The organism is Streptomyces sp. NPDC001204 (assembly GCF_053598035.1).
Genome location: NZ_JBSFJL010000006.1, coordinates 104,278 through 122,803, shown reverse-complemented (window position 1 = coordinate 122,803; position 18,526 = coordinate 104,278). Strand labels below are relative to the sequence as shown.

The 18,526-nt window shown below is 73.4% G+C and carries 17 protein-coding genes; 9 read left to right on the top strand and 8 right to left on the bottom strand.

What is annotated here, in order from left to right:
* The first annotated feature begins 55 nt into the window (after nucleotides 1-55).
* Genes efeO through ACWC91_RS10925 form a run of 4 tightly spaced genes read left to right on the top strand, consistent with a single transcriptional unit; the run spans nucleotide 56 to nucleotide 4,299 of the window.
* Entirely contained in the window at nucleotides 56-1,192 is a 1,137-nt protein-coding gene (gene efeO, locus ACWC91_RS10940) for an iron uptake system protein EfeO (RefSeq protein ID WP_450643011.1), read from the top strand.
* 10 nt (nucleotides 1,193-1,202) lie between these two features.
* A complete protein-coding gene (gene efeB / locus ACWC91_RS10935) occupies nucleotides 1,203-2,462 on the top strand; it encodes an iron uptake transporter deferrochelatase/peroxidase subunit (protein ID WP_225074426.1) in 1,260 nt (419 codons plus the stop codon).
* Between the two features lie 3 nt (nucleotides 2,463-2,465).
* Entirely contained in the window at nucleotides 2,466-3,338 is an 873-nt protein-coding gene (efeU, locus tag ACWC91_RS10930) for an iron uptake transporter permease EfeU (protein WP_225074427.1), read from the top strand.
* Nucleotides 3,298-4,299, top strand: coding sequence for a hypothetical protein (locus ACWC91_RS10925; protein ID WP_225074428.1), 1,002 nt, complete (start codon nucleotides 3,298-3,300; stop codon nucleotides 4,297-4,299). The genes efeU and ACWC91_RS10925 overlap by 41 nt, the downstream gene beginning before the upstream one ends.
* 112 nt (nucleotides 4,300-4,411) lie before the next feature.
* Here the strand turns inward: ACWC91_RS10925 and ACWC91_RS10920 are convergent, their stop codons facing one another.
* From ACWC91_RS10920 to ACWC91_RS10900, 5 genes are all read right to left on the bottom strand, one after another.
* A complete protein-coding gene (locus tag ACWC91_RS10920) occupies nucleotides 4,412-5,149 on the bottom strand; it encodes a bifunctional DNA primase/polymerase (protein WP_225074429.1) in 738 nt (245 codons plus the stop codon).
* A gap of 121 nt (nucleotides 5,150-5,270) precedes the next feature.
* On the bottom strand, nucleotides 5,271-5,900 hold the full coding sequence (locus ACWC91_RS10915; protein WP_225074430.1) for a TetR/AcrR family transcriptional regulator: 630 nt from the start codon (nucleotides 5,898-5,900) through the stop codon (nucleotides 5,271-5,273).
* Nucleotides 5,901-5,970: 70 nt separating this feature from the next.
* Nucleotides 5,971-6,966, bottom strand: coding sequence for a small ribosomal subunit Rsm22 family protein (locus ACWC91_RS10910; protein ID WP_450643008.1), 996 nt, complete (start codon nucleotides 6,964-6,966; stop codon nucleotides 5,971-5,973).
* A 718-nt stretch (nucleotides 6,967-7,684) separates the two neighbouring features.
* The gene (locus tag ACWC91_RS10905) at nucleotides 7,685-8,872 is read right to left on the bottom strand and encodes a serine hydrolase domain-containing protein (RefSeq protein WP_225074432.1); all 1,188 of its coding nucleotides are present in this window, start codon (nucleotides 8,870-8,872) and stop codon (nucleotides 7,685-7,687) included.
* A complete protein-coding gene (locus ACWC91_RS10900) occupies nucleotides 8,821-10,128 on the bottom strand; it encodes a multidrug effflux MFS transporter (protein ID WP_376500557.1) in 1,308 nt (435 codons plus the stop codon). The genes ACWC91_RS10905 and ACWC91_RS10900 overlap by 52 nt, the downstream gene beginning before the upstream one ends.
* Nucleotides 10,129-10,248: 120 nt before the next feature.
* Between ACWC91_RS10900 and ACWC91_RS10895 the strand changes: the two genes are divergently transcribed.
* Together ACWC91_RS10895 and ACWC91_RS10890 are read left to right on the top strand one after the other, a co-directional pair.
* Nucleotides 10,249-11,307 (top strand): Gfo/Idh/MocA family protein, encoded by a 1,059-nt coding sequence (locus ACWC91_RS10895; RefSeq protein WP_450643005.1) that lies wholly within the window; start codon nucleotides 10,249-10,251, stop codon nucleotides 11,305-11,307.
* A gap of 79 nt (nucleotides 11,308-11,386) precedes the next feature.
* The gene (locus ACWC91_RS10890; protein WP_450643004.1) at nucleotides 11,387-12,145 is read left to right on the top strand and encodes an SDR family oxidoreductase; all 759 of its coding nucleotides are present in this window, start codon (nucleotides 11,387-11,389) and stop codon (nucleotides 12,143-12,145) included.
* Between the two features lie 342 nt (nucleotides 12,146-12,487).
* Here ACWC91_RS10890 and ACWC91_RS10885 read toward each other — a convergent pair whose 3' ends face one another.
* Both ACWC91_RS10885 and ACWC91_RS10880 read right to left on the bottom strand, forming a co-directional pair.
* Entirely contained in the window at nucleotides 12,488-13,714 is a 1,227-nt protein-coding gene (locus tag ACWC91_RS10885) for a D-alanyl-D-alanine carboxypeptidase family protein (RefSeq protein ID WP_225074436.1), read from the bottom strand.
* A 203-nt stretch (nucleotides 13,715-13,917) separates the two neighbouring features.
* Entirely contained in the window at nucleotides 13,918-14,244 is a 327-nt protein-coding gene (locus tag ACWC91_RS10880; protein ID WP_225074437.1) for a nuclear transport factor 2 family protein, read from the bottom strand.
* Between the two features lie 142 nt (nucleotides 14,245-14,386).
* Between ACWC91_RS10880 and ACWC91_RS10875 the strand changes: the two genes are divergently transcribed.
* Nucleotides 14,387-14,953 (top strand): DoxX family protein, encoded by a 567-nt coding sequence (locus ACWC91_RS10875; protein WP_376500553.1) that lies wholly within the window; start codon nucleotides 14,387-14,389, stop codon nucleotides 14,951-14,953.
* Between the two features lie 110 nt (nucleotides 14,954-15,063).
* Nucleotides 15,064-15,432 (top strand): MazG-like family protein, encoded by a 369-nt coding sequence (locus ACWC91_RS10870; RefSeq protein ID WP_450643001.1) that lies wholly within the window; start codon nucleotides 15,064-15,066, stop codon nucleotides 15,430-15,432.
* A 112-nt stretch (nucleotides 15,433-15,544) separates the two neighbouring features.
* Here ACWC91_RS10870 and ACWC91_RS10865 read toward each other — a convergent pair whose 3' ends face one another.
* A complete protein-coding gene (locus tag ACWC91_RS10865; RefSeq protein ID WP_450642999.1) occupies nucleotides 15,545-16,207 on the bottom strand; it encodes a ScbR family autoregulator-binding transcription factor in 663 nt (220 codons plus the stop codon).
* 553 nt (nucleotides 16,208-16,760) lie between these two features.
* Here ACWC91_RS10865 and ACWC91_RS10860 point away from each other — a divergent pair.
* A complete protein-coding gene (locus ACWC91_RS10860; RefSeq protein WP_450642997.1) occupies nucleotides 16,761-18,470 on the top strand; it encodes an N-acetylmuramoyl-L-alanine amidase in 1,710 nt (569 codons plus the stop codon).
* Nucleotides 18,471-18,526: the final 56 nt, after the last annotated feature.

The following is an 18,526-nucleotide window of genomic DNA, read 5'->3' as shown; positions in this document are numbered from 1 at the left end:
CTCACCAAGGGTCGTGGGGTGTCAGGTCACCTTCCAGCCACTTCCGGGAGCCCTCGTGCGAGCCGTCCGCTTCTCCGTCATCACCGCCGCGGCGGCGGTCGCGCTGACCGCCGTGACGGCCTGTACGCAGAAAAGCGGCACGCAGGACGCCGGCCGTGTGGTCGACGTGACCGCGAAGGACGACTCCTGCGAGGTGTCGAAGAAGGCGTTCCCGGCCGGGCACGTCGAGCTCGCCATCGAGAACAAGGGCTCGAAGGTCACCGAGGTCTACCTCCTCTTCCCGGACGACCGGATCGTCGCCGAGCGCGAGAACATCGGCCCCGGCATCAAGCAGAAGGTCACGGCCGAGGTGAAGGCCGGCGACTACGTCATCGCCTGCAAGCCGGGCATGAAGGGCAAGGGCATCCGCCAGGAGGTCAAGGCGACCGGCGGCACGGTCGCCAAGCGCGACCCGAAGCTGGACGCGGCCGTCGCCGACTACCGCCGGTACGCCCAGGAGCAGGCCGACGAGACCCTGCCCCGCGTCGAGGCCTTCGTGAAGGCGATCAAGGCCGGCGACGTGCCGGCCGCCAAGAAGGCGTACGCGATCTCCCGCCTCGGCTGGGAGCGCACCGAGCCGGTCGCGGAGTCCTTCGGCGACATCGACCCCAAGGTCGACGTCCGCGAGGACGGCCTGGAGGACGGCCAGAAGTGGACCGGCTGGCACCGCCTGGAGAAGTCGCTGTGGAAGGATGGCAGGATCGGCGCCGAAGAGAAGGCGCTCGCCGGCCAGCTCCTCACCGACCTCCAGGACTGGCAGAAGCGGGTCGGCACCGCCGAGATCACCCCGACCTCCATGGCCAACGGCGCCAAGGAACTCCTCGACGAGGTCGCCCAGGGCAAGGTCACCGGCGAGGAGGACCGCTACGCCCACACCGACCTGGTCGACTTCAAGGGCAACGTCGAGGGCGCGCAGAAGGCGTACGAACTCCTCAAGCCGGTCGCCTCGAAGAACGACCCGGCGCTGGCCAAGGAGCTCGACAAGCAGTTCGCCGCGCTCGAAACGCTTCTCGACAAGTACCGCACGGACAAGACGTCGTACGACTTCGTCTCCTACGACAAGGTCGGCAAGGACGAGCGCAAGGAGCTCTCGGACGCGGTGAACGCGCTCGCCGAGCCGCTGTCCAAGCTCGCCGCGGCCGTTGTGAAGTAGAGGGCGGGACATGACCGAGACCCAGGGCGGCACTCCGTCCCGCCGTGCCGTGATCGGCTGGGGCGGGGCCGGGATCGCGCTCGGTGCCGTCGCGGCCGGCGGCGCGGTGGCGATGACCAAGGCCGGCTCCGACCTCGACCCGGTCGGCGCGGAGGCGGGCGGCGCGGTGGAGTTCCACGGCGCCCACCAGGCCGGCATCGCCACGCCCGTGCAGGACCGCCTGCACTTCGCCGCGTTCGACGTGAAGACCGACGACCGTGCCGAGTTCGTGCGGATGTTGAAGGACTGGACGGCCGCCGCGCGCCGGATGACCGCGGGCAAGGAGGTCGGTGAGGGCGCGTACGGTGGACTCGCCGAGGCGCCGCCCGACGACACCGGCGAGGCGCTCGGTCTCAAGCCCTCGCGGCTGACGCTGACCATCGGCTTCGGGCCGTCGCTGTTCGAGAAGTTCGGGCTGCGGGACAGGCGGCCGGCCGCCCTGGTGGACCTGCCCAAGTTCCCCGGCGACAACCTGGACCGCTCCCGCACCGGCGGCGACCTGTGCATCCAGGCCTGCGCGGACGACCCGCAGGTCGCCGTGCACGCGATCCGCAACCTGGCCCGCATCGGCTTCGGCAAGGTCGCCGTCCGCTGGTCCCAGCTCGGCTTCGGCAAGACCTCCTCGACCACCCCGGACGCCCACACCCCGCGCAACCTCTTCGGCTTCAAGGACGGCACCCGCAACATCGCGGGCACCGAGACCGGCCGGCTGGACGAGTTCGTCTGGGTCGGCGACAAGGACGGCGGCGCGAACGACGCCTGGATGCACGGGGGTTCGTACGTCGTCGCCCGGCGCATCCGGATGAACATCGAGACCTGGGACCGGGCTCCGCTCCAGGAGCAGGAGGACATCTTCGGCCGGGACAAGGGCGAGGGCGCACCGGTCGGCAGGGCCAAGGAGCACGACGAGCCGTTCCTGAAGGCGATGAAGCCCGACGCGCACGTACGGCTCTCGCACCCCGACGCCAACGGCGGGATCACGATCCTGCGCCGCGGCTACTCCTTCACCGACGGAACCGACGGCCTCGGCCGCCTGGACGCCGGACTGTTCTTCCTGGCCTACCAGCGCGACCCACGCAACGGGTTCATCCCGCTCCAGCGCAAGCTGGCGGCGTCGGACGCGCTCAACCAGTACATCCAGCACGTGGGTTCGGCGGTCTTCGCGGTTCCGCCCGGCGTGCGTGACGCGCACGACTGGTGGGGACGCACCCTGCTGTCCGAGGAGGCGTGACCCGTGTTCTCCAACTATCTGATCGGCCTGCGCGAGGGGCTGGAAGCCAGCCTCGTCGTGTGCATCCTCATCGCCTATCTGGTCAAGACCGGCCGCAGGGACGCCCTGAGGCCGATCTGGACCGGCATCGGCATCGCGGTCGCGATCGCCATGGGCTTCGGCTGCGTCCTCGAATTCGGCTCCCAGGAGCTGACGTTCGAAGCGCAGGAGGCGCTCGGCGGGACCCTGTCGATCGTCGCCGTGGGCCTGGTGACCTGGATGGTCTTCTGGATGCGGCGCACCGCCCGGCATCTGAAGTCCGAGCTGCACGGCAAGCTGGACCAGGCGCTGGCGATGGGCACGGGCGCGCTGGTCGCCACCGCGTTCCTGGCCGTGGGCCGTGAGGGCCTGGAGACGGCGCTGTTCGTGTGGGCGTCGGTCCACGCGGCCTCCGACGGCACCCCGCGCCCGCTGATCGGGGTCGCCCTCGGCCTGGCCACGGCGGTCCTCCTGGGCTGGCTGTTCTACCGGGGCGCGCTGCGGATCAACCTCGCCAAGTTCTTCACCTGGACCGGCGCCATGCTGGTCGTCGTCGCGGCGGGCGTGCTGGCGTACGGCGTCCACGACCTCCAGGAGGCCGCCTGGGTGCCGGGGCTGGGCAACCTCGCCTTCGACATCAGCGGCGCCATCCCGCCGGACAGCTGGTACGGCACGCTGCTGAAGGGCGTGTTCAACTTCCAGCCGGACCCGACGGTCATCCAGGTCACGGTGTGGCTGCTGTACCTGGTCCCGACGCTCACGGTCTTCTTCGCCCCGGTAGGGTTCGCCTCCGGGAAGAGGAAGGTGACGGTGGCTGATGGGCAGGGTTCGCGACCCTCAAAGGCTTCGCAGGCTTGAGCGTTGGGCGACGGCGGCGGTCACGGCGGCCGCGCTGACGCTGACGGCGAGCGGGTGCGTGGTGGTGCACGGGGAGCGTGAGGTGCTCCCGGCCACCACCCCCGCGGAGGCCGCGAAGGCGCTGGCACGGTTCACCGACGCCTACAACAAGGCCGACAAGGCCTACGACCGCACCCTGGACGCGGACTTCGTCACCGGCGCGCTCGGCGCCATCGACGGCGCGCGGCTGAAGGCGGGGCGCACCAACAACCCGGGCGGCAACTCCGCGCACACGCCGCTGACGCTGACGGACACGAAGTTCACGATCCCCAAGAAGGCGGGCTGGCCGCGCTGGTTCCTCGCCGACGCCAAGGGGAACAAGGGCGGCGACCAGCGGTGGCTGCTGGTGTTCCTGCGTTACGGCGTCACCGAGCAGTGGCGGGTGGCGTTCCTGACGCTGGCATCCCCCGGAGACGTACCAAAGTTCCGGAAGGACGCGGACGGCCTGGCCGAGGCACTGCCCGAGAGCAGCACCGAACTGGCGGTCGCGCCCGGCGACTTGAGCAAGGACTACGCGGCGTACCTGGGCAGCGGCGGGGACACCTTCGCCGACGGCACCCACACCACCGGCTGGCGCAAGCTGCGTACCAGGGCCGCGAGCCGGCCCGGGCTGGCGCGGCAGTACATCGACCAGCCCCTGACGGACGGCGCCTACGCCCCTCTGGCGCTGCGCACCGCGGACGGCGGCGCGCTGGTGTTCTTCACCACCCGCCACTACGAGAAGCAGACCGCCGCCGAGGGGGCTTCCGTCCCCACCCCCAACAAGGACGTCCAGGCCCTCACCACGGGCGAGGTCAAGCAGTCCCTGACGATGGAGTTCGTCTCCAACGAGGTGGCCCTCGATCCGCCGAGGGGCGCGGCCGGGCAGCGGGTGTCCATACTGGCCCGCGTCCAGGGCCTCACCTCGGCCCAGGGCGAGTAGGGTCCGGGACCCGCACGGACCGCGCACACGGTGTCCGGCACGGGGTCCCCGGGCCACGGGGTTCCGCCGCAGGGGGTTCGGTGGTACCCGGGAGTTCAGCGGCGCCGGGGATTCAGTGGTGCAGGGGCCAGGTCGTGGAGTGGGGGTCCGGTGCCTGGGCGGCGTGGCGGGCGCAGGCGTCGGTGAGGGGTTCCAGGAGGCTCAGCGGGTCCGGGAGGGCGTGCTCGGGGCCGCGCAGCCAGCGCACCTGCTGGTCGTCGTCGCCGGGCAGGCGGGCCGGCGGTACCAGGACGTAGGAGCCGCGGCAGTGCCAGCGCAGGCCCGGGTGCTCGTCCATGGTCTCCGGATGGCAGTCCAGCTCGCAGGGCCACCACTCGTCCTCGTCCTCGGGCGTGCCGCGGGTGAGGGTGAAGAACAGCATGCGGCCGTCGTCGCTCTCGGCGACCGGGCCGACCTCGACGCCCTCGGCGAGCAGCCGCTCCAGGGCCTCGCGGCCGGCCTCCAGGGGCACGTCGAGGACGTCGTGCACCATTCCGGTCGCGGTGATGAAGTTGGCCTGCGGCTGGTGCCGGGCCCAGCGCTCGATCTGGGCGCGGTCGGTGGTCGACTGCGTCTGCCAGGCGAACGACACCGGGTGCCGGGCGGGCGTGGGACAGCCGACGCGGTCGCAGGAGCAGCCGTATGCGGTGGCCGGGTGCGCGGCGGGCGCGAGGGGGAGTCCCGCGGTGGCGGCGGCGAGCAGCAGGTCCTCACGACCGCCGTCGCCGGCCGTCTCCTTGGGGCGGCGTCCCCGCAGCCACCTGGTGAGTTTGCCCTGCCGGCCGGTGCGGTCGCCGAACTCCGCGCTCATCTATCCCCTGACCTCGCTGGTGTGGACAGCATGCCCCATGGTCCCACCATCCTCCGCCTCGGGGGGCCGGAGCCCGCAACCGGGGTGGCCGCGCCCGCCTCCGGGGCGGCCGCGGCGGCGCTCAGCGTGGCGCGAGCCCGTACAGGGCGTAGTCGACGAGGGTGTCGGTGTACTCGTAGGAGATCGGCGCGGTGCGCTGGAGCCAGCGCTGGGCGAGCGGGGAGACGAAGAGCTCCAGGGCGATGCGCGGGTCGACTCCGGGGCGTACGGCGCCGGTGTCCTGGGCCGAGCGCAGCCTGCGGACGTACAGCTCCAGTTGCGGCTGGAGCAGCTTGGCCACGAACTCCCGGCCGAGCTGCTCGTTCACCACGCCCTCGGCGGCCAGGGCCCGGGCGGGCGCCTCGAACGCCGGGTCGAACAGCTCGTCGACGGTGGCGCGCAGGACGGCCTTGAGGTCGGCGGCGAGGTCGCCGGTGTCGGGGATCCCGTCCGGCTGCCCGTCCTCCCGCGCGTCTCCCTGCCGGGCCGCCGCCTGCTCGCCGAGGTCGAGGAACGCCTCCATGAGCACGTCCGCCTTCGAGGGCCACCAGCGGTAGATCGTCTGCTTGCCCACCCCGGCCCGCGCGGCGATCGACTCGATCGTGGTCTTCGGGTACCCGGTCTCCGCGACGAGCGCGAGGGCGGCGGCGTAGATCGCGCGGCGGGACTTCTCACTGCGGCGGCTGGCGTCGGGGGCGGGCTTGTCGGGCATGCGCCGACGGTAGCAGGGGTGTGAGACGGCGCGTCTCGCCACTCCTCCCGGACCGTGCGGGGGCAGGTTTCTAGCGCGTCGGGTCGAGAGGCGGCCAGGGGTCGCCCCAGTCCGTGTCGCGGGCCGCCTTGTACAGGTCGCCGTGGCGTTTGGTGACCGTCTCCCGTTGCAGGCCCTCGTCGGGCGTGCAGAGGTTCAGCAGGACCTGGCCCTTGCGGATCTGGGGGCGGCGGACGACGCGCGCGGGGGCCGGGGCGACCGGGAAGCGGGTGGCGGCGACGTAGCTGAACTTCTCGTCCTCGTACGCGAGGGAGCCGCCCTTGACCTGCCGGTGCAGGGAGGACCGGCTGACCCGGGCCGAGAAGTGGCACCAGTCCGTGCCGGGCACGATCGGGCAGGCGGCGCTGTGCGGGCAGGGCGCGGCGACCTGGAAGCCGGCCTCGATCAGCCGGTCCCGGGCCTCGATGACGCGGGCGTAGCCGTCGGGTGTGCCGGGCTCGACGACCACGACGGCGCGGGCGGCGGCCGCGGCGGCGGCCACGACGGCCGCGCGGTCGGCCTCGGTCAGCTCGCCCAGGACGTAGGAGACGGTGACGAGGTCGGTGTCGTCGAGGGTGAGCGCCGCGCCGATCCGGGCGCGCTGCCAGCGGGCGTCCCGCAGGGCCGGGTCGGCCTCGGCGATCTCCCGGCCGAGGGCGAGCGCGGGCTCGGCCCAGTCGAGCACGGTCACCGGCCGGATGCCGTCCCAGGTGGCGCCGACGGCCCAGGCGGCGGCGCCGGTCCCGCCGCCGACGTCGGTGTGACTGGCGGGCGTCCACTCGGGCGCGGCCTCCGCGAACGCGTCCAGCGCCGAGCGGACCGCCTCGAAGGTGGCCGGCATCCGGTAGGCGGCGTAGGCGACCACGTCCGCGCGGTCGCGCAGGATCGGCGCGTCGGTCGGGGTGCTTCCCCGGTAGTTGGCGATCAGCCGCTCCACGGCACCCGCGGCCTGCCGTGGCGGCAGCCCGTCGAGCAGCCCGGAGAGCGCGGCACGGAGGGTCTCCGACGGGGGTACGACGTCATTCACCGTCCGATTCTCTCAGCTCCCCCGAGCCCCCCGAACCGCCCGAGCCTGCCAACTCCGACGTCCCGCCCGAGCCCCCCGCTCCAACGGCCCGCCCGGAGCCCCCAGCTCCAACGGCCCGCCCGCACCTCTCAGCTTCGGCGGGCCGCCTGGACCATCCGCGCCTCCCAGGCCCGGCATACCGCCCTGGCCGCTCGCGCCTCTCAGACCCGGCGGGCAGCCCGGCCCCACTCGCGCCTCCCACGTCCGGCAGGCCGCCTGGGCCGCCCGCGCCGGCCGGGTCGCAGCGAGCCACCCCGGACCCGCTCTCGTCTCCCAGACCCAGCACGCCGCCCCGACCACGCTCGCGCCTCCCACGTCCGGCACACCACCCGGACCGCGCCCGCGCCTCCCATGCCGCGCAGGTCGACCAGACCGCGAGCGCCGCTCAGGCCCGGCAGACCACCCGGACCACCCAAGCCCGGCATGCCGCCCGGAGCGCCGCGCCTCCCATGCCGCGCAGGTCGACCGGACCGCGAGCGCCGCTCAGGCCCGGCACACCACCCGGACCACCCAAGCCCGGCATGCCGCCCGGACCGCGCCCGCGCCTCCCACCGCGCAGGTCGACCGGACCGCGAGCGCCGCTCAGGCCCGGCACACCACCCGGACCACCCAAGCCCGGCATGCCGCCCGGACCGCCGTGCCTCCCACTCCCCCGCAGGTCACCCGGGCCGCTCGCCGCTCAGGCCCGGCGGCCTGCTCGTACCGCTCGTGCCAGGCGGGTCGCGGCTGCCGTGCGCGGGGCGCTTGTCGGTGGGCGGCGGCGGGGGTGGACCGTGTTGGCCAGGAGGACCAGGAAGGTGTCCGTGGCCGGGTCGAGGACCAGGGACGTGCCGGTGAAGCCCGTGTGGCCCGCCGCGCCGCCGCCCGCCAGCTCGCCCATGAACCACGGCTGGTCCACGGCGAAACCCAGGCCCGGCGGGGCGAGCAGCAGCTCGACGAAGTCGGGGCCGAGGATCCGTGCGGGACCGTAGGAGCCGCCCGCGAGGAGCGCGCGGCAGAAGACCGCGAGGTCGGGGGCCGTCGAGAACAGGCCCGCGTGCCCGGCCACACCGCCCAGCGCCCAGGCGTTCTCGTCGTGGACCTCCCCGCGCAGCATCCCCCGGTCCGCCTTGGCCCAGGGCCGCCGCTGGTCCTCGGTCGCCGCCGCGCCGGGGCACGGGCCGAAGCGGGTCGACGCCATGCCCAGCGGGCGGGTGATCCCGTCGCGGACCAGGACGTCCAGGGGGCGGCCGGTGATCCGCTCCAGGACGCGCTGGAGCAGCAGCGGGTTGAGGTCCGAGTAGGTGTACGTGCCGGGTTCGCCCACCGGGGCCTCCGCGCGCAGCATCGCCGACCGGGAGGCGTCGTCGGGGCAGTCGTACAGCGGGAGTTCGGGGCGCAGCCCGGAGGTATGGGTGAGCAGCTGCCGTACGGTGACGCCGTGCGCGGCGGCGGCCCGGAACTCCGGCAGGTACGCCCCCACCCGCGCGTCGATGCCCAGCGTGCCCCGCTCGATCTGCTGCACGGCGGCGACCGCGGTGAACAGCTTGGTGAGGGAGGCCAGGTCGAACGGCGTGTCCAGGGTCATAGGCACCCGCTGGGAGAGCGGCAGTTCGACCCCCCGGTCGGTGGCGGGGTCGTAGGACGCGTACCGCACCGCCCAGCCCGCCGCCTCGGCGACGGCGACCACCGGACCACGCCCGGCGATGACGACGGCGCCCGCCGCCCAGGGGTGCTCCCCGGCGGTGAGGTCGTGGACCTCGCGGACGAGGTGCCGCAGCTCGGCGGGGTCCAGTCCGGCATTCTCCGGGGTGTCCCCGCGCAGTCTCGGTGCGCTCAGCTCTCCTCCCCCGGGCTCCCGGCCGCACGTGGCCTCCAGGGACGGCACATTCCCATGAAGCAGACCAGCGCCACCAGCGCGGCCGCCAGTTGGACCAGCGCCATGGGCACGGCGGTGTGCTCCCCGGCGATCCCGACCAGCGGGGAGGCGACCGCGCCGATGAGGAAGGACGACGTGCCGAGCAGGGCGGACGCGGAGCCGGCGTGCTGCCGGGTGCGCATCAGGGCGAGCGCCTGGGTGTTGGGCAGGGTGACGCCCATCGCGGACATGAGCACGAACAGCGCGGCGGCCACGGGCGCCAGGCCCACGTTCCCGAAGACTCCCGCGGCCATCAGCAGCAGGCCGGCCGCGGCCAGGATGACCACGGCGAGGCCGACTGCCAGCACCCGGTCCAGGCGGACCCGGCCGACCAGCACCCGGCCGTTGATCTGGCCCACGATGACCAGCCCGACCGAGTTGAGCCCGAACAGCAGGCTGTACGTCTGCGGGGAGGCGCCGTAGATCTCCTGGATCACGAACGGTGAGGCCGCTATGTACGCGAACAGCGCGGCGAAGGCGAAGCCGCCCGCGAGCAGGTACCCGGTGAAGGCGCGGTCGGCGAGCAGCCGGCGCATCGAGCCCAGCGTCTCGCCCACCCCGCCGCCGTGCCGCCGGGCGGGCGGCAGGGTCTCCGGCAGCCGGGTCCAGACGACCACGGCCAGCAGCGCCCCGACCACCGTGAGGACGACAAACACGCCCCGCCAGTCCGTCACCCGCAGGATCTGCCCGCCGATCAGCGGCGCCACGATCGGGGCGACCCCGGAGATCAGCATCAGGGTGGAGAAGAAGCGGGCCATGGCCACGCCGTCGTACAGGTCCCGGACGACCGCGCGGGCGATCACGATGCCGGCCGCGCCCGACAGTCCCTGGGCCAGCCGGAAGGCGACCAGCGTCTCGACGTTCGGGGCGAGCGCGCACAGCGCGGTGGCGAGGACGTAGACGGCCAGCCCGGCCAGCAGCGGGCGGCGGCGCCCCCACCGGTCGCTCATCGGGCCGACCACGATCTGCCCGAGCGCCATGCCGGCCAGGCAGGCGGTCAGCGTGAGCTGGACGGTCGCGGCCGGGGCGTGCAGGGACCGGGTGACCTCCGGCAGCGACGGGAGGTACATGTCCATCGCGAGCGGAGGCGTCGCGGTCAGGCCGCCGAGGATCAGGGTCACCAGCAGCCCGGCATTGCGGGCCGCGCGCGCCGGTGGTCCGGCGAGTCCCCGCTCCGGTACGGCCGTCCGCGGCGCGTGCGGCGCCGGCGCCCCACCCTCCGACATGTGTGCCCCTCCCTCTCCGGCCCTCACCGGCCGTCTTCGGCCTTCTCCGTCTGATCCGCCGCCTATGCTCTCAGCTCGTACACCGAGCCGAGGAACGCGTGAGCGAGGGTGGGGTCCGGGATGTCGGAAGTGTCCGGGGTGGCGGAACAGACGGTGCGCTGGGGGATTCTGGCGACCGGCCAGATGGCGGCCGCGTTCACCGCGGACCTGGTGGACCTGCCGGACGCCGAGGTCGTGGCGGTGGCCTCGCGGGCCGAGGAGCCGGCGAGGGCGTTCGCGGAACGGTTCGGGATCCCGCGGGCCTATGGCGACTGGGAGTCGCTCGCCCACGACCCGGACGTCGACGTCGTCTACGTCGCCTCCCCGCACGCGGCCCACCGGGCGGCCGCCGGCCTGTGCCTGGAGGCCGGGCGGAACGTGCTGTGCGAGAAGCCGTTCACGCTGAACCTGCGGCAGGCCCGGGAACTCGTCGCGCTCGCCCGGGAGCACGACCGGTTCCTGATGGAGGCCATGTGGATGTACTGCAATCCACTGGTACGGCGCCTGAAGGCACTGGTCGAGGACGGCGCGATCGGCGAAGTGCGCACCGTCCAGGCCGACTTCGGGCTCGCCGGCCCCTTCCCGCCCTCGCACCGGCTGCGCGACCCGCACCTCGGCGGCGGGGCGCTGCTCGACCTCGGCGTGTACCCGGTGGCGTTCGCGCAGCTGCTGCTCGGCGAGCCGTCGGACGTGACGGCCAGGGCGGTGCTGTCCGCGGAGGGTGTCGACCTCCAGACCGGCGCGCTGCTCTCCTGGGACGGCGGCGCGCTGGCCCAGTTGCACTGCTCCATCACGGGCTCCACGGCGACCTGCGCCTCGGTCACCGGCTCCCAGGGCCGGATCGACGTGCCCTCCGGCTTCTTCCACCCGGAGCGTTTCGTGCTGCGCCGGCACGGGCGTGAGCCGGAGGAGTTCACCGCGGACCCGGCCGACGGTCCGCGCACCAGCCTGCGGCACGAGGCGCTGGAGGTGATGCGGGCCCTGCGCACCGGCGAGACGGAGTCTCCGCTCGTACCGCTGGAGGGCACCCTGGCGGTGATGCGGACGTTCGACGCGGTGCGGGAGCGGATCGGCGTGCGGTATCCGGGGGAGGCGGGCGGACCGGAGGCCGGTCAGGACCGGGAGCCCGCGCTCGTCTGAGCCCCGCGGCATGGGGCGGGCATCCGTATGGCGGACAGTGGATTCCGCGTGGCGGACCGTCCTCGTACGCTCCGGTGCCATGACCGACAGGCATTCGAAGATCGCCGTGGTGACCGGCGCCGGCTCGGGCATCGGGCGGGCCGTCGCCGTGGAACTGCTGCGCGCGGGCTGGTCCGTGGCCCTGGCGGGGCGGCGCCCCGAGACGCTGGAGGAGACGGCGGCGCTCGCCCCGGGGGCCGCCTCCCTCGCCGTACGCACCGACGTCGCCCGGCCCGGGGACGTGGCCGCGCTGTTCGCCGCCGCCGTCGAGCGGTTCGGGCGCGTCGACCTGCTGTTCAACAACGCGGGCACGTTCGGGCCGGGCGGCGTGCCGGTGGAGGACCTGTCCTACGAGGCGTGGCGGCACGTGGTGGACACCAACCTCAACGGGGCCTTCCTGTGCGCGCAGGCGGCCTACCGGCAGATGAAGGAGCAGGAGCCGCAGGGCGGCCGGATCATCAACAACGGCTCGATCTCGGCGCACACGCCCCGGCCCCACTCGGCGCCCTACACCGCCACCAAGCACGCCCTGACCGGCCTGACCAAGGCGCTCTCCCTGGACGGGCGGCCGTACCGGATCGCGGTCGGGCAGATCGACATCGGCAACGCGGCCACCGACATGACGGCCCGGATGGAGTCGGGCGCCCTCCAGGCCAACGGGGAGGTGGTCCCGGAACCGGTGATGGACGTCGCCGACGTGGCGCGCACCGTGCGGAACATGGCCGAGCTGCCGTTGGAGGCGAACGTGCAGTTCGCGACGGTGCTGGCGACGACGATGCCGTACGTGGGGCGGGGCTGAGCGGCCCGGAACGGAGCCGAACGGCCCGGGACGGACGGCGGAACGGGCCACCGACGGGCAATCTGCACAAACGGAATCCCAACTCCGCACCATCGGACCGGTAGTCCACCTATGCTCGACATCTCCTCCATCAGAGCTTCACAGTTGGAGCAGCCCGCTTCCGCCGGCCGGGCCCAGAGCCACATCTCAGGGGGGAGGCGGCAGCCGTTCCACGGCACCGGTCGGGGGTGGACCCCGCGGGGGGACCGCGGGGTGCGCACCGGTGCGTGGAACGGCTGCCGCTCGGACGACTGCGGCACGGACGACTGCGGCATGGACAACTGCGGCACGGACGGCTGCGGCTCAGCGCCGGTGGCGGCCTCCGGAGCCGGCGGCCGCGGCCCGGCGCCGGCGCAGCGCCCACATACCGCCGGTCAGCAGCGCGACCGTCCCGCCCGCGCCTTCCAGCAGCCGCCAGGCCGAGGGGCGGTCGGCCGCCGCGCCCGGCGGCCCGGCGGCGGCCGGTGCGGCCTGCTTCCCGGGCGGGGCACCCACGCCCGCGTCCGCCTTCGCCCCGCCCTCGCTCAACGGCTCGACCAGCGTGCCGACGGGTTGTGCGGAACGCCCCTGTCCGAAGCCCCAGTCGAGCAGGGCGGCGGTCTCCTCGTAGACGGCGTTGCTGCCGTTCGCGGGGTTCAGCACCGTGGCCAGCAGGGTCCGGCCACCGCGTACGGCCGCGCCGGTGAAGGTGTTTCCGGCGTCGCTGGTATAGCCGTTCTTCACCCCGATCAGGCCCTTGTACGCCCTCAGGCCCCACGCGCCGGTCAGCAGGCGGTCGGTGTTCTGAATCTGGAAGCTCTTGTTCCGGCCGGCCGGGAAGTCGGCGTCGCGCGTGCCGCAGTAGCCGCGGAAGTCGGCGTTGCGCAGCCCGTGCCGGGCGATCAGCGTCAGGTCGTACGCCGAGGACAGCTGACCGGGGTGGTCGAAGCCGTCGGGGCTGACCACGTGGGTGTCCAGGGCCTGGAGGTCCTCCGCCCTGGCCTGCATCTCGGCGACCGTCTTCGCCACCCCGCCGTTCATGTGGGCGAGCACGTGCACGGCGTCGTTGCCCGAGCGCAGGAACACGCCCTGCCACAACTGCTCCACCGTGTAGGTGGTCCCGGCCTGAATCCCGACGAGGCTGGAACCCGTGGGGATGTCGGCCAGCTCGGCGTCGGTGACGGTGTGCCGCTCGGCGCGGTGGAACTTCCTCAGCACCGTGTCCGCGAACAGCATCTTCAGCGTGGAGGCGGGCGCGAGGGGCTGGTGCGCGCGGTGGGCGGCGAGCACGTGGCCCGTCTCCCAGTCGGCGAGGAGCCAGGCACGGGCGGTGAGGCGGCCGGGCAGGCCGGTGGCGCCGCTCACCTGCACCCCCGGAAGGGCCAGCCGTTCACCGCCGATCACGGTGGCGGCGCGGGCGGGGGTCGCGGCGCGGGCCGGGGTGGCGGCCGCGGCCGGGCCGGTGGCGGTCATGGCGGTCAGCGGGGCGGCCGTGGCCAGGGTGAGCAGGGAACGCCGGGACAGGTGGGGGGACCGAGAGGAATCACGCACCCGGGGACCGTACAAAGCGAGCCCGACCCCGTGCGCGACATGTCCTCAAAGCCTGATCAAAAGATGATCAAAGGACAGGTCACCGAATGCCCTGTCGGATTGCGCTCACCGACGGCCGCACGTCGGCTCGCCGCCCCCCGCCGCCGCGTCCCAGCGTCCTTTTGACTGCTCCCCTCCCTGTGAGGGAGGAAGTTCCTGGCGCTCTACGCCTGCCCGGTCTCGAACCGCGAGATCCGGCCGTCGTCGGTGATGGTGAACGCCCACCGGGTGCGCATCTCGCCCCAGGTGTCGTTGCGATAGCGGGCGAGGAGGGCGCGGCCGCCGGCGGACTCGTTGTCGACCTCCATGTGGCCGTGCGTGGAGAAGATCTCCTCCTCGATCCACTCGGCGAGGTCTCGGTCGGTCCCGTCGTCCGCCATGGTCGCGCCGGGCGCGAGGAGTTGCATGAAGCCCTCGCGGTCATGGGCGTTGACGGCGGTGACGAAGGCACGGACGGCCGGGTCGCTCAGTCTGGCGGTCTGAATCGTCATGTCGGCAGCGTCACACCGGTCCCCGGACCCCGCCACCCGAACGGCGCGCGGGACGGGCCCGGCGGGGGTGGTCGGTGCGACGGTGGACACCCGGAAGAAGTCCGATGCCGCTGTTCTTCCGCCGTCTGCCTGGGGAGTCACCGTGACCTGTTACGACCGACGCGATCTGGGCCTGCTGCTGCTCCGGCTGGGTACCGGCGGTGTGCTGGCCGCGCACGGCGCGCAGAAGCTGCTGGGTTGGTTCGGCGGGGGCGGGATCGAGGGGACCGGGCGGTTCATGGAGTCCGTGGGATACCGGCCGGGGAAGGCGAGCGCGATGGCGGCCGGGCTGTCGGAGGCCGGCGGCGGTCTGCTGCTGGCCATGGGCCTGGCGACCCCGGCGGCGGGCGCGGCCGCGGCCGGCGCGATGGCGGGGGCGGCGGCGGTGCACGCGCCCAGCGGCTTCTTCGCCCAGAGCGGCGGCTACGAGTACGCCGCCTCGCTGGGCCTGACCTCCGCGGGCCTGGCGATCACGGGCTCCGGCCGGCTCTCCGTGGACCACGCCCTCGGACACACCGTCAACCGCGGCTGGATGGTCCCGGCGGCGTTCGCGACGGTGGCCGCGGCGACGTCCGTGGTCCTGGGCGCGCGGGTGCGGCGGCTCCGCAGGGAGATGGAGGGGGAGCAGGAGGCGCTTTTCGAGGAACAGGAGGTGCTTTTCGAGGAATAGGACACGGCGGTCGTGGCGGGCCGCGGCGCGGGCGGGAACAGGTCCGACGGCCATGGCGGGCCGCCGCAAGGCCCGGAGCAGGAGCCGGCGGTCGTGGCAGGCTGCGCTGCATGAGCGATCAGCACCCCGGCGCCGCGCCGGCACCGCCCGAGGACATCTGGTCCACCGTCGACGACCTGTGGGCCTGGCTGGACGGGCACCGTCCCCTCGACGAGGGCCGGGAGGCGGCGGTACTGCCCCGGGTCCTGAAGCTGTCGGAGGAGGTCGGCGAGGTCGCCCAGGCGGTGATCGGCGCGACCGGCCGGAACCCGCGCAAGGGCACCACCCACACCTGGGACGACGTCGAGGCGGAACTGTGCGACGTGGTGATCACCGCTCTGGTGGCCCTGCGCACCCTGACCCCTCGGACCCGGGAGGTCTTCACCCGGCATCTGGAGCGGGTCAAGCAGCGGTCACTGGGGCCGGGCGGGGAGGCCTGACCGGAACGGTTCCGACCGGCCGGTTCCAACTGGCCGGTTCCGATCGGCCGGTTCCGACCGGCCGGTTCCGACTGCCCGATTCCGTCTGGCCGAGCGGCGAATGCCCCGCCGTTCAGCCGTCGGCGGCCCCGGCGGTCACCGACACCGCCTCCGCCTCCGCGATGACACGGCTTCCCCGGTCGGGAGCCGTGTCGAGCCGGGCCAGTACCGCCGGGGTGGCGAGGGCCGGCAGCACATGCTCGAAGAGATCGGCCGTCCGCCGCTCCAGATCGGCCCATCCGGCGACCGCCTGGGAGACGAACTGGACGCCGATCCAGGCCCCGAGGAAGAGGTGCGCGGTCGTCTCCGGCACGACGTGCGGCAGCACTTCGCCGCGGCGCTTGGCCTCCTCGATGAAGTCCGCGGTGCGTTGCGTCCAGGCGGGCCAGACGCTGCCGAAGACGTCACGGCCCTGGAGATCGACGGAGAGCCGCACACCGGCGAGGAGCAGGGGTTCCCCGGGGAGGCGGGCGGCAAGCGTCATCCCCGCGTCCACCCATTCCTGGAGCTTGAGTCCGCGGGGCACATGGTGCTCCATGCCGGTCTGCGCCGCGAGCACGCCCCGGGCGAGGGAGGCCTTCGAGTCGAAGTGGAAGTACATGGCGCCCTTGGTCACCTTGGCCCGGCTGAGGATCTCGGCGACGGTGGCCGCGGCGTAACCCCGTTCGGCGAAGACCGTGGCGGCCGCGTCGAGCACCGCGCGGCGGGTCCGGATGGCACGCTCCTGCTGAGCCACGGGAGTCTCCCAGGGGTGAAACAGCCCGAATTTGACGTACTTTAGCGCAGGTTGGCCCTTGTCGAGCCCGGTGAAGTCCTCCGGATCCCGCTCCGCACGAAGTGAGGTGGGTCGGCGGTTCGTCGCCGGATTCTCCGGAACCACGAATTCCGCGTTCCGGGAATTGGATCCCCCTTTTCCAGATCACCTCGTACCCTGCGGCGCATTTCCGCTCCGTGATTCCGGCGGCCAACGCCACGGGCGGCCGCGCCCGATTTCTAGTCATCCCACGGGTGCCATGTCAAGCGACTGGACATTACCGACACTTGGTCAGCTTACTGACACTCCGAACGAAGCAGGAGTGCCGAATGTCCGTTACTTCCGTTCGCTGGACAGCCGTTCCCGGTGCCGGGTATAAACGCCGGCTTACGCAACAGCGAAATAGCATGTGCGAGAGGACGGAAATGACGACGGCACGTCATCGAGCCGCGTCGCATTCGAATCCGCCGACCGGCATTCCCCGCGCGCTGCCTGATCGCGAAGCGCACGCACTCGACAACACCGAGGGAAGACCATGAGCTCCTCAAGCTCCCGTTCCCGCCGCGCACGTGCCGGCAGACGCCGGGTCTGGCTGGCCGTCGGTGCCACCGTGATCGGCGGCGCGGGTCTGGCCACGGCCGCCGTGGTCCTGACCCTCGATCACTCCCCGGGCACGGACAACGCGGAACCCCGCCCGGCCAGCGCGGACACCATCGCGCTCATCGGCTCCGACAGCTCGAAGCGCGCCCTTCCCCGCACCGACACCAAGGCGTTCTCCCTGATCGGTGTCTCCTGGAAGGACCGCGTCAGGACCTTCGACGGCACCGCCCAGATACGTACCCGCGCCGCCGCCGACGGCGAGTGGACCGACTGGCGGGACCTCGGCTTCGACACGGTCGGACCCGAGACCGACGAAGGCCGCGCCCCGGGCACCCGCGGCGCCTCCGAACCGCTGTGGGTGGGCCCGTCCGACGCGGTCGAGGCACGCGTCACGGCCGACGGAAAGCAGACCACCGTCCCCGACGGACTGCGCCTCGACCTGATCGACCCCGGCACGACCCCGCAGGGCAAGGGCAATGCGAACGGCCAGAACAAGGGGAACGGCCAGGGTCAGGGGAACGGCCAGAACAAGGGCAACGGCCAAGGCCAGGGCAACACCGGCAACGGCAACGGCAACGGCAACGGTGGCACGAAGCCAGGGGACTCCGCGGGCGAGACCGCAGCCCCCGCGCAACAGCCGTCCTCCCCCGACCCCTCCTCCGCGCCCGGCGACACCCCACCGGACGCCGCCTCGTCCGCCACGCCCACCAGCGGAGCCGGCGACGGTTCCTCGGACACGGCCCCCTCCCCCACCGCCGAGGCCCCCACCGACGAGGGCGGGAAGACACCGGAGCCGACCGGCCCCGCCGACCCCACCACCGGGGCGCCCGCGCCCACTTCGGACACCGGCTCGGACACACCGCCGACCGCCGGCCCGGAGCCCACCGGCCCCGCGGACTCCGACGACTCCCCGGCCCCCGGCGACAGCACCCGGCCGGAGCCGGCCGAATCGGCCGCGCCGCCCACGGGCGAAGCCTCCCAGCCGCCCGCTCCCCCGGCACCCGAGACGACGGCGCCGACCGCGCCCACCGGACCCGCCACCCCCGCGATCGTCGACCGTGCCACCTGGGGCGCCGACGAGTCCCTGGTCGAGGACCCGCCCGAGTATCTGGACAAGGTGAAGGCCGTCTTCGTCCACCACACCGCGGGCACCAACGACTACAGCTGCGCCGACTCACCCGCCGTCATGCGCGCGATCCTCGTCTACCACGTGCGCACCGAAGGCTGGAACGACCTCGGCTACAACTTCTTCGTCGACAAGTGCGGCACCGTCTTCGAGGGTCGCGCCGGCGGCGTCGGCGAACGGGTGCGCGGCGCCCACACCTACGGCTTCAACGGCGACTCCGCGGGCATCTCCCTGCTGGGCGACTACGAGAACGGCGGCACCCCGACCGCCGCCGCCAAGCAGGCCATCGCCGACCTCGCCGCCTGGAAGCTCGGTCTGGACGGCGTCGACCCGCAGGCCGAGGTGACCCTCACCGCGGCCGGCGACACCGGCGTGTACAAGACGGGTCAGAAGGCCGTGCTGAACACCGTCTCCGGCCACCGGGACGGCTACGCCACCCTCTGTCCCGGCAAGACCCTCTACTCCGCGCTGCCGGGCATCCGCACCGCCGCCGGGCAGTCCCGCTACGCCGCGCGCTGACCCGCCCGGCCCACCCGGCCACGCCGCCGCCCCGCCCTCCATCGGCCGCCCCGCCC

Bases quoted from the DNA above. Each gene is read 5' to 3' on its own strand.
- ACWC91_RS10870 (WP_450643001.1), top strand. From the start codon at position 15,064: ATGAGCGATCAGCACCCCGGCGCCGCGCCGGCACCGCCCGAGGACATC.
- ACWC91_RS10925 (WP_225074428.1), top strand. From the start codon at position 3,298: ATGGGCAGGGTTCGCGACCCTCAAAGGCTTCGCAGGCTTGAGCGTTGG.
- ACWC91_RS10860 (WP_450642997.1), top strand. From the start codon at position 16,761: ATGAGCTCCTCAAGCTCCCGTTCCCGCCGCGCACGTGCCGGCAGACGC.
- ACWC91_RS10915 (WP_225074430.1), bottom strand. From the start codon at position 5,900: ATGCCCGACAAGCCCGCCCCCGACGCCAGCCGCCGCAGTGAGAAGTCC.
- ACWC91_RS10895 (WP_450643005.1), top strand. From the start codon at position 10,249: ATGTCGGAAGTGTCCGGGGTGGCGGAACAGACGGTGCGCTGGGGGATT.
- ACWC91_RS10890 (WP_450643004.1), top strand. From the start codon at position 11,387: ATGACCGACAGGCATTCGAAGATCGCCGTGGTGACCGGCGCCGGCTCG.
- ACWC91_RS10920 (WP_225074429.1), bottom strand. From the start codon at position 5,149: ATGAGCGCGGAGTTCGGCGACCGCACCGGCCGGCAGGGCAAACTCACC.
- efeB (WP_225074426.1), top strand. From the start codon at position 1,203: ATGACCGAGACCCAGGGCGGCACTCCGTCCCGCCGTGCCGTGATCGGC.
- ACWC91_RS10880 (WP_225074437.1), bottom strand. From the start codon at position 14,244: ATGACGATTCAGACCGCCAGACTGAGCGACCCGGCCGTCCGTGCCTTC.
- ACWC91_RS10900 (WP_376500557.1), bottom strand. From the start codon at position 10,128: ATGTCGGAGGGTGGGGCGCCGGCGCCGCACGCGCCGCGGACGGCCGTA.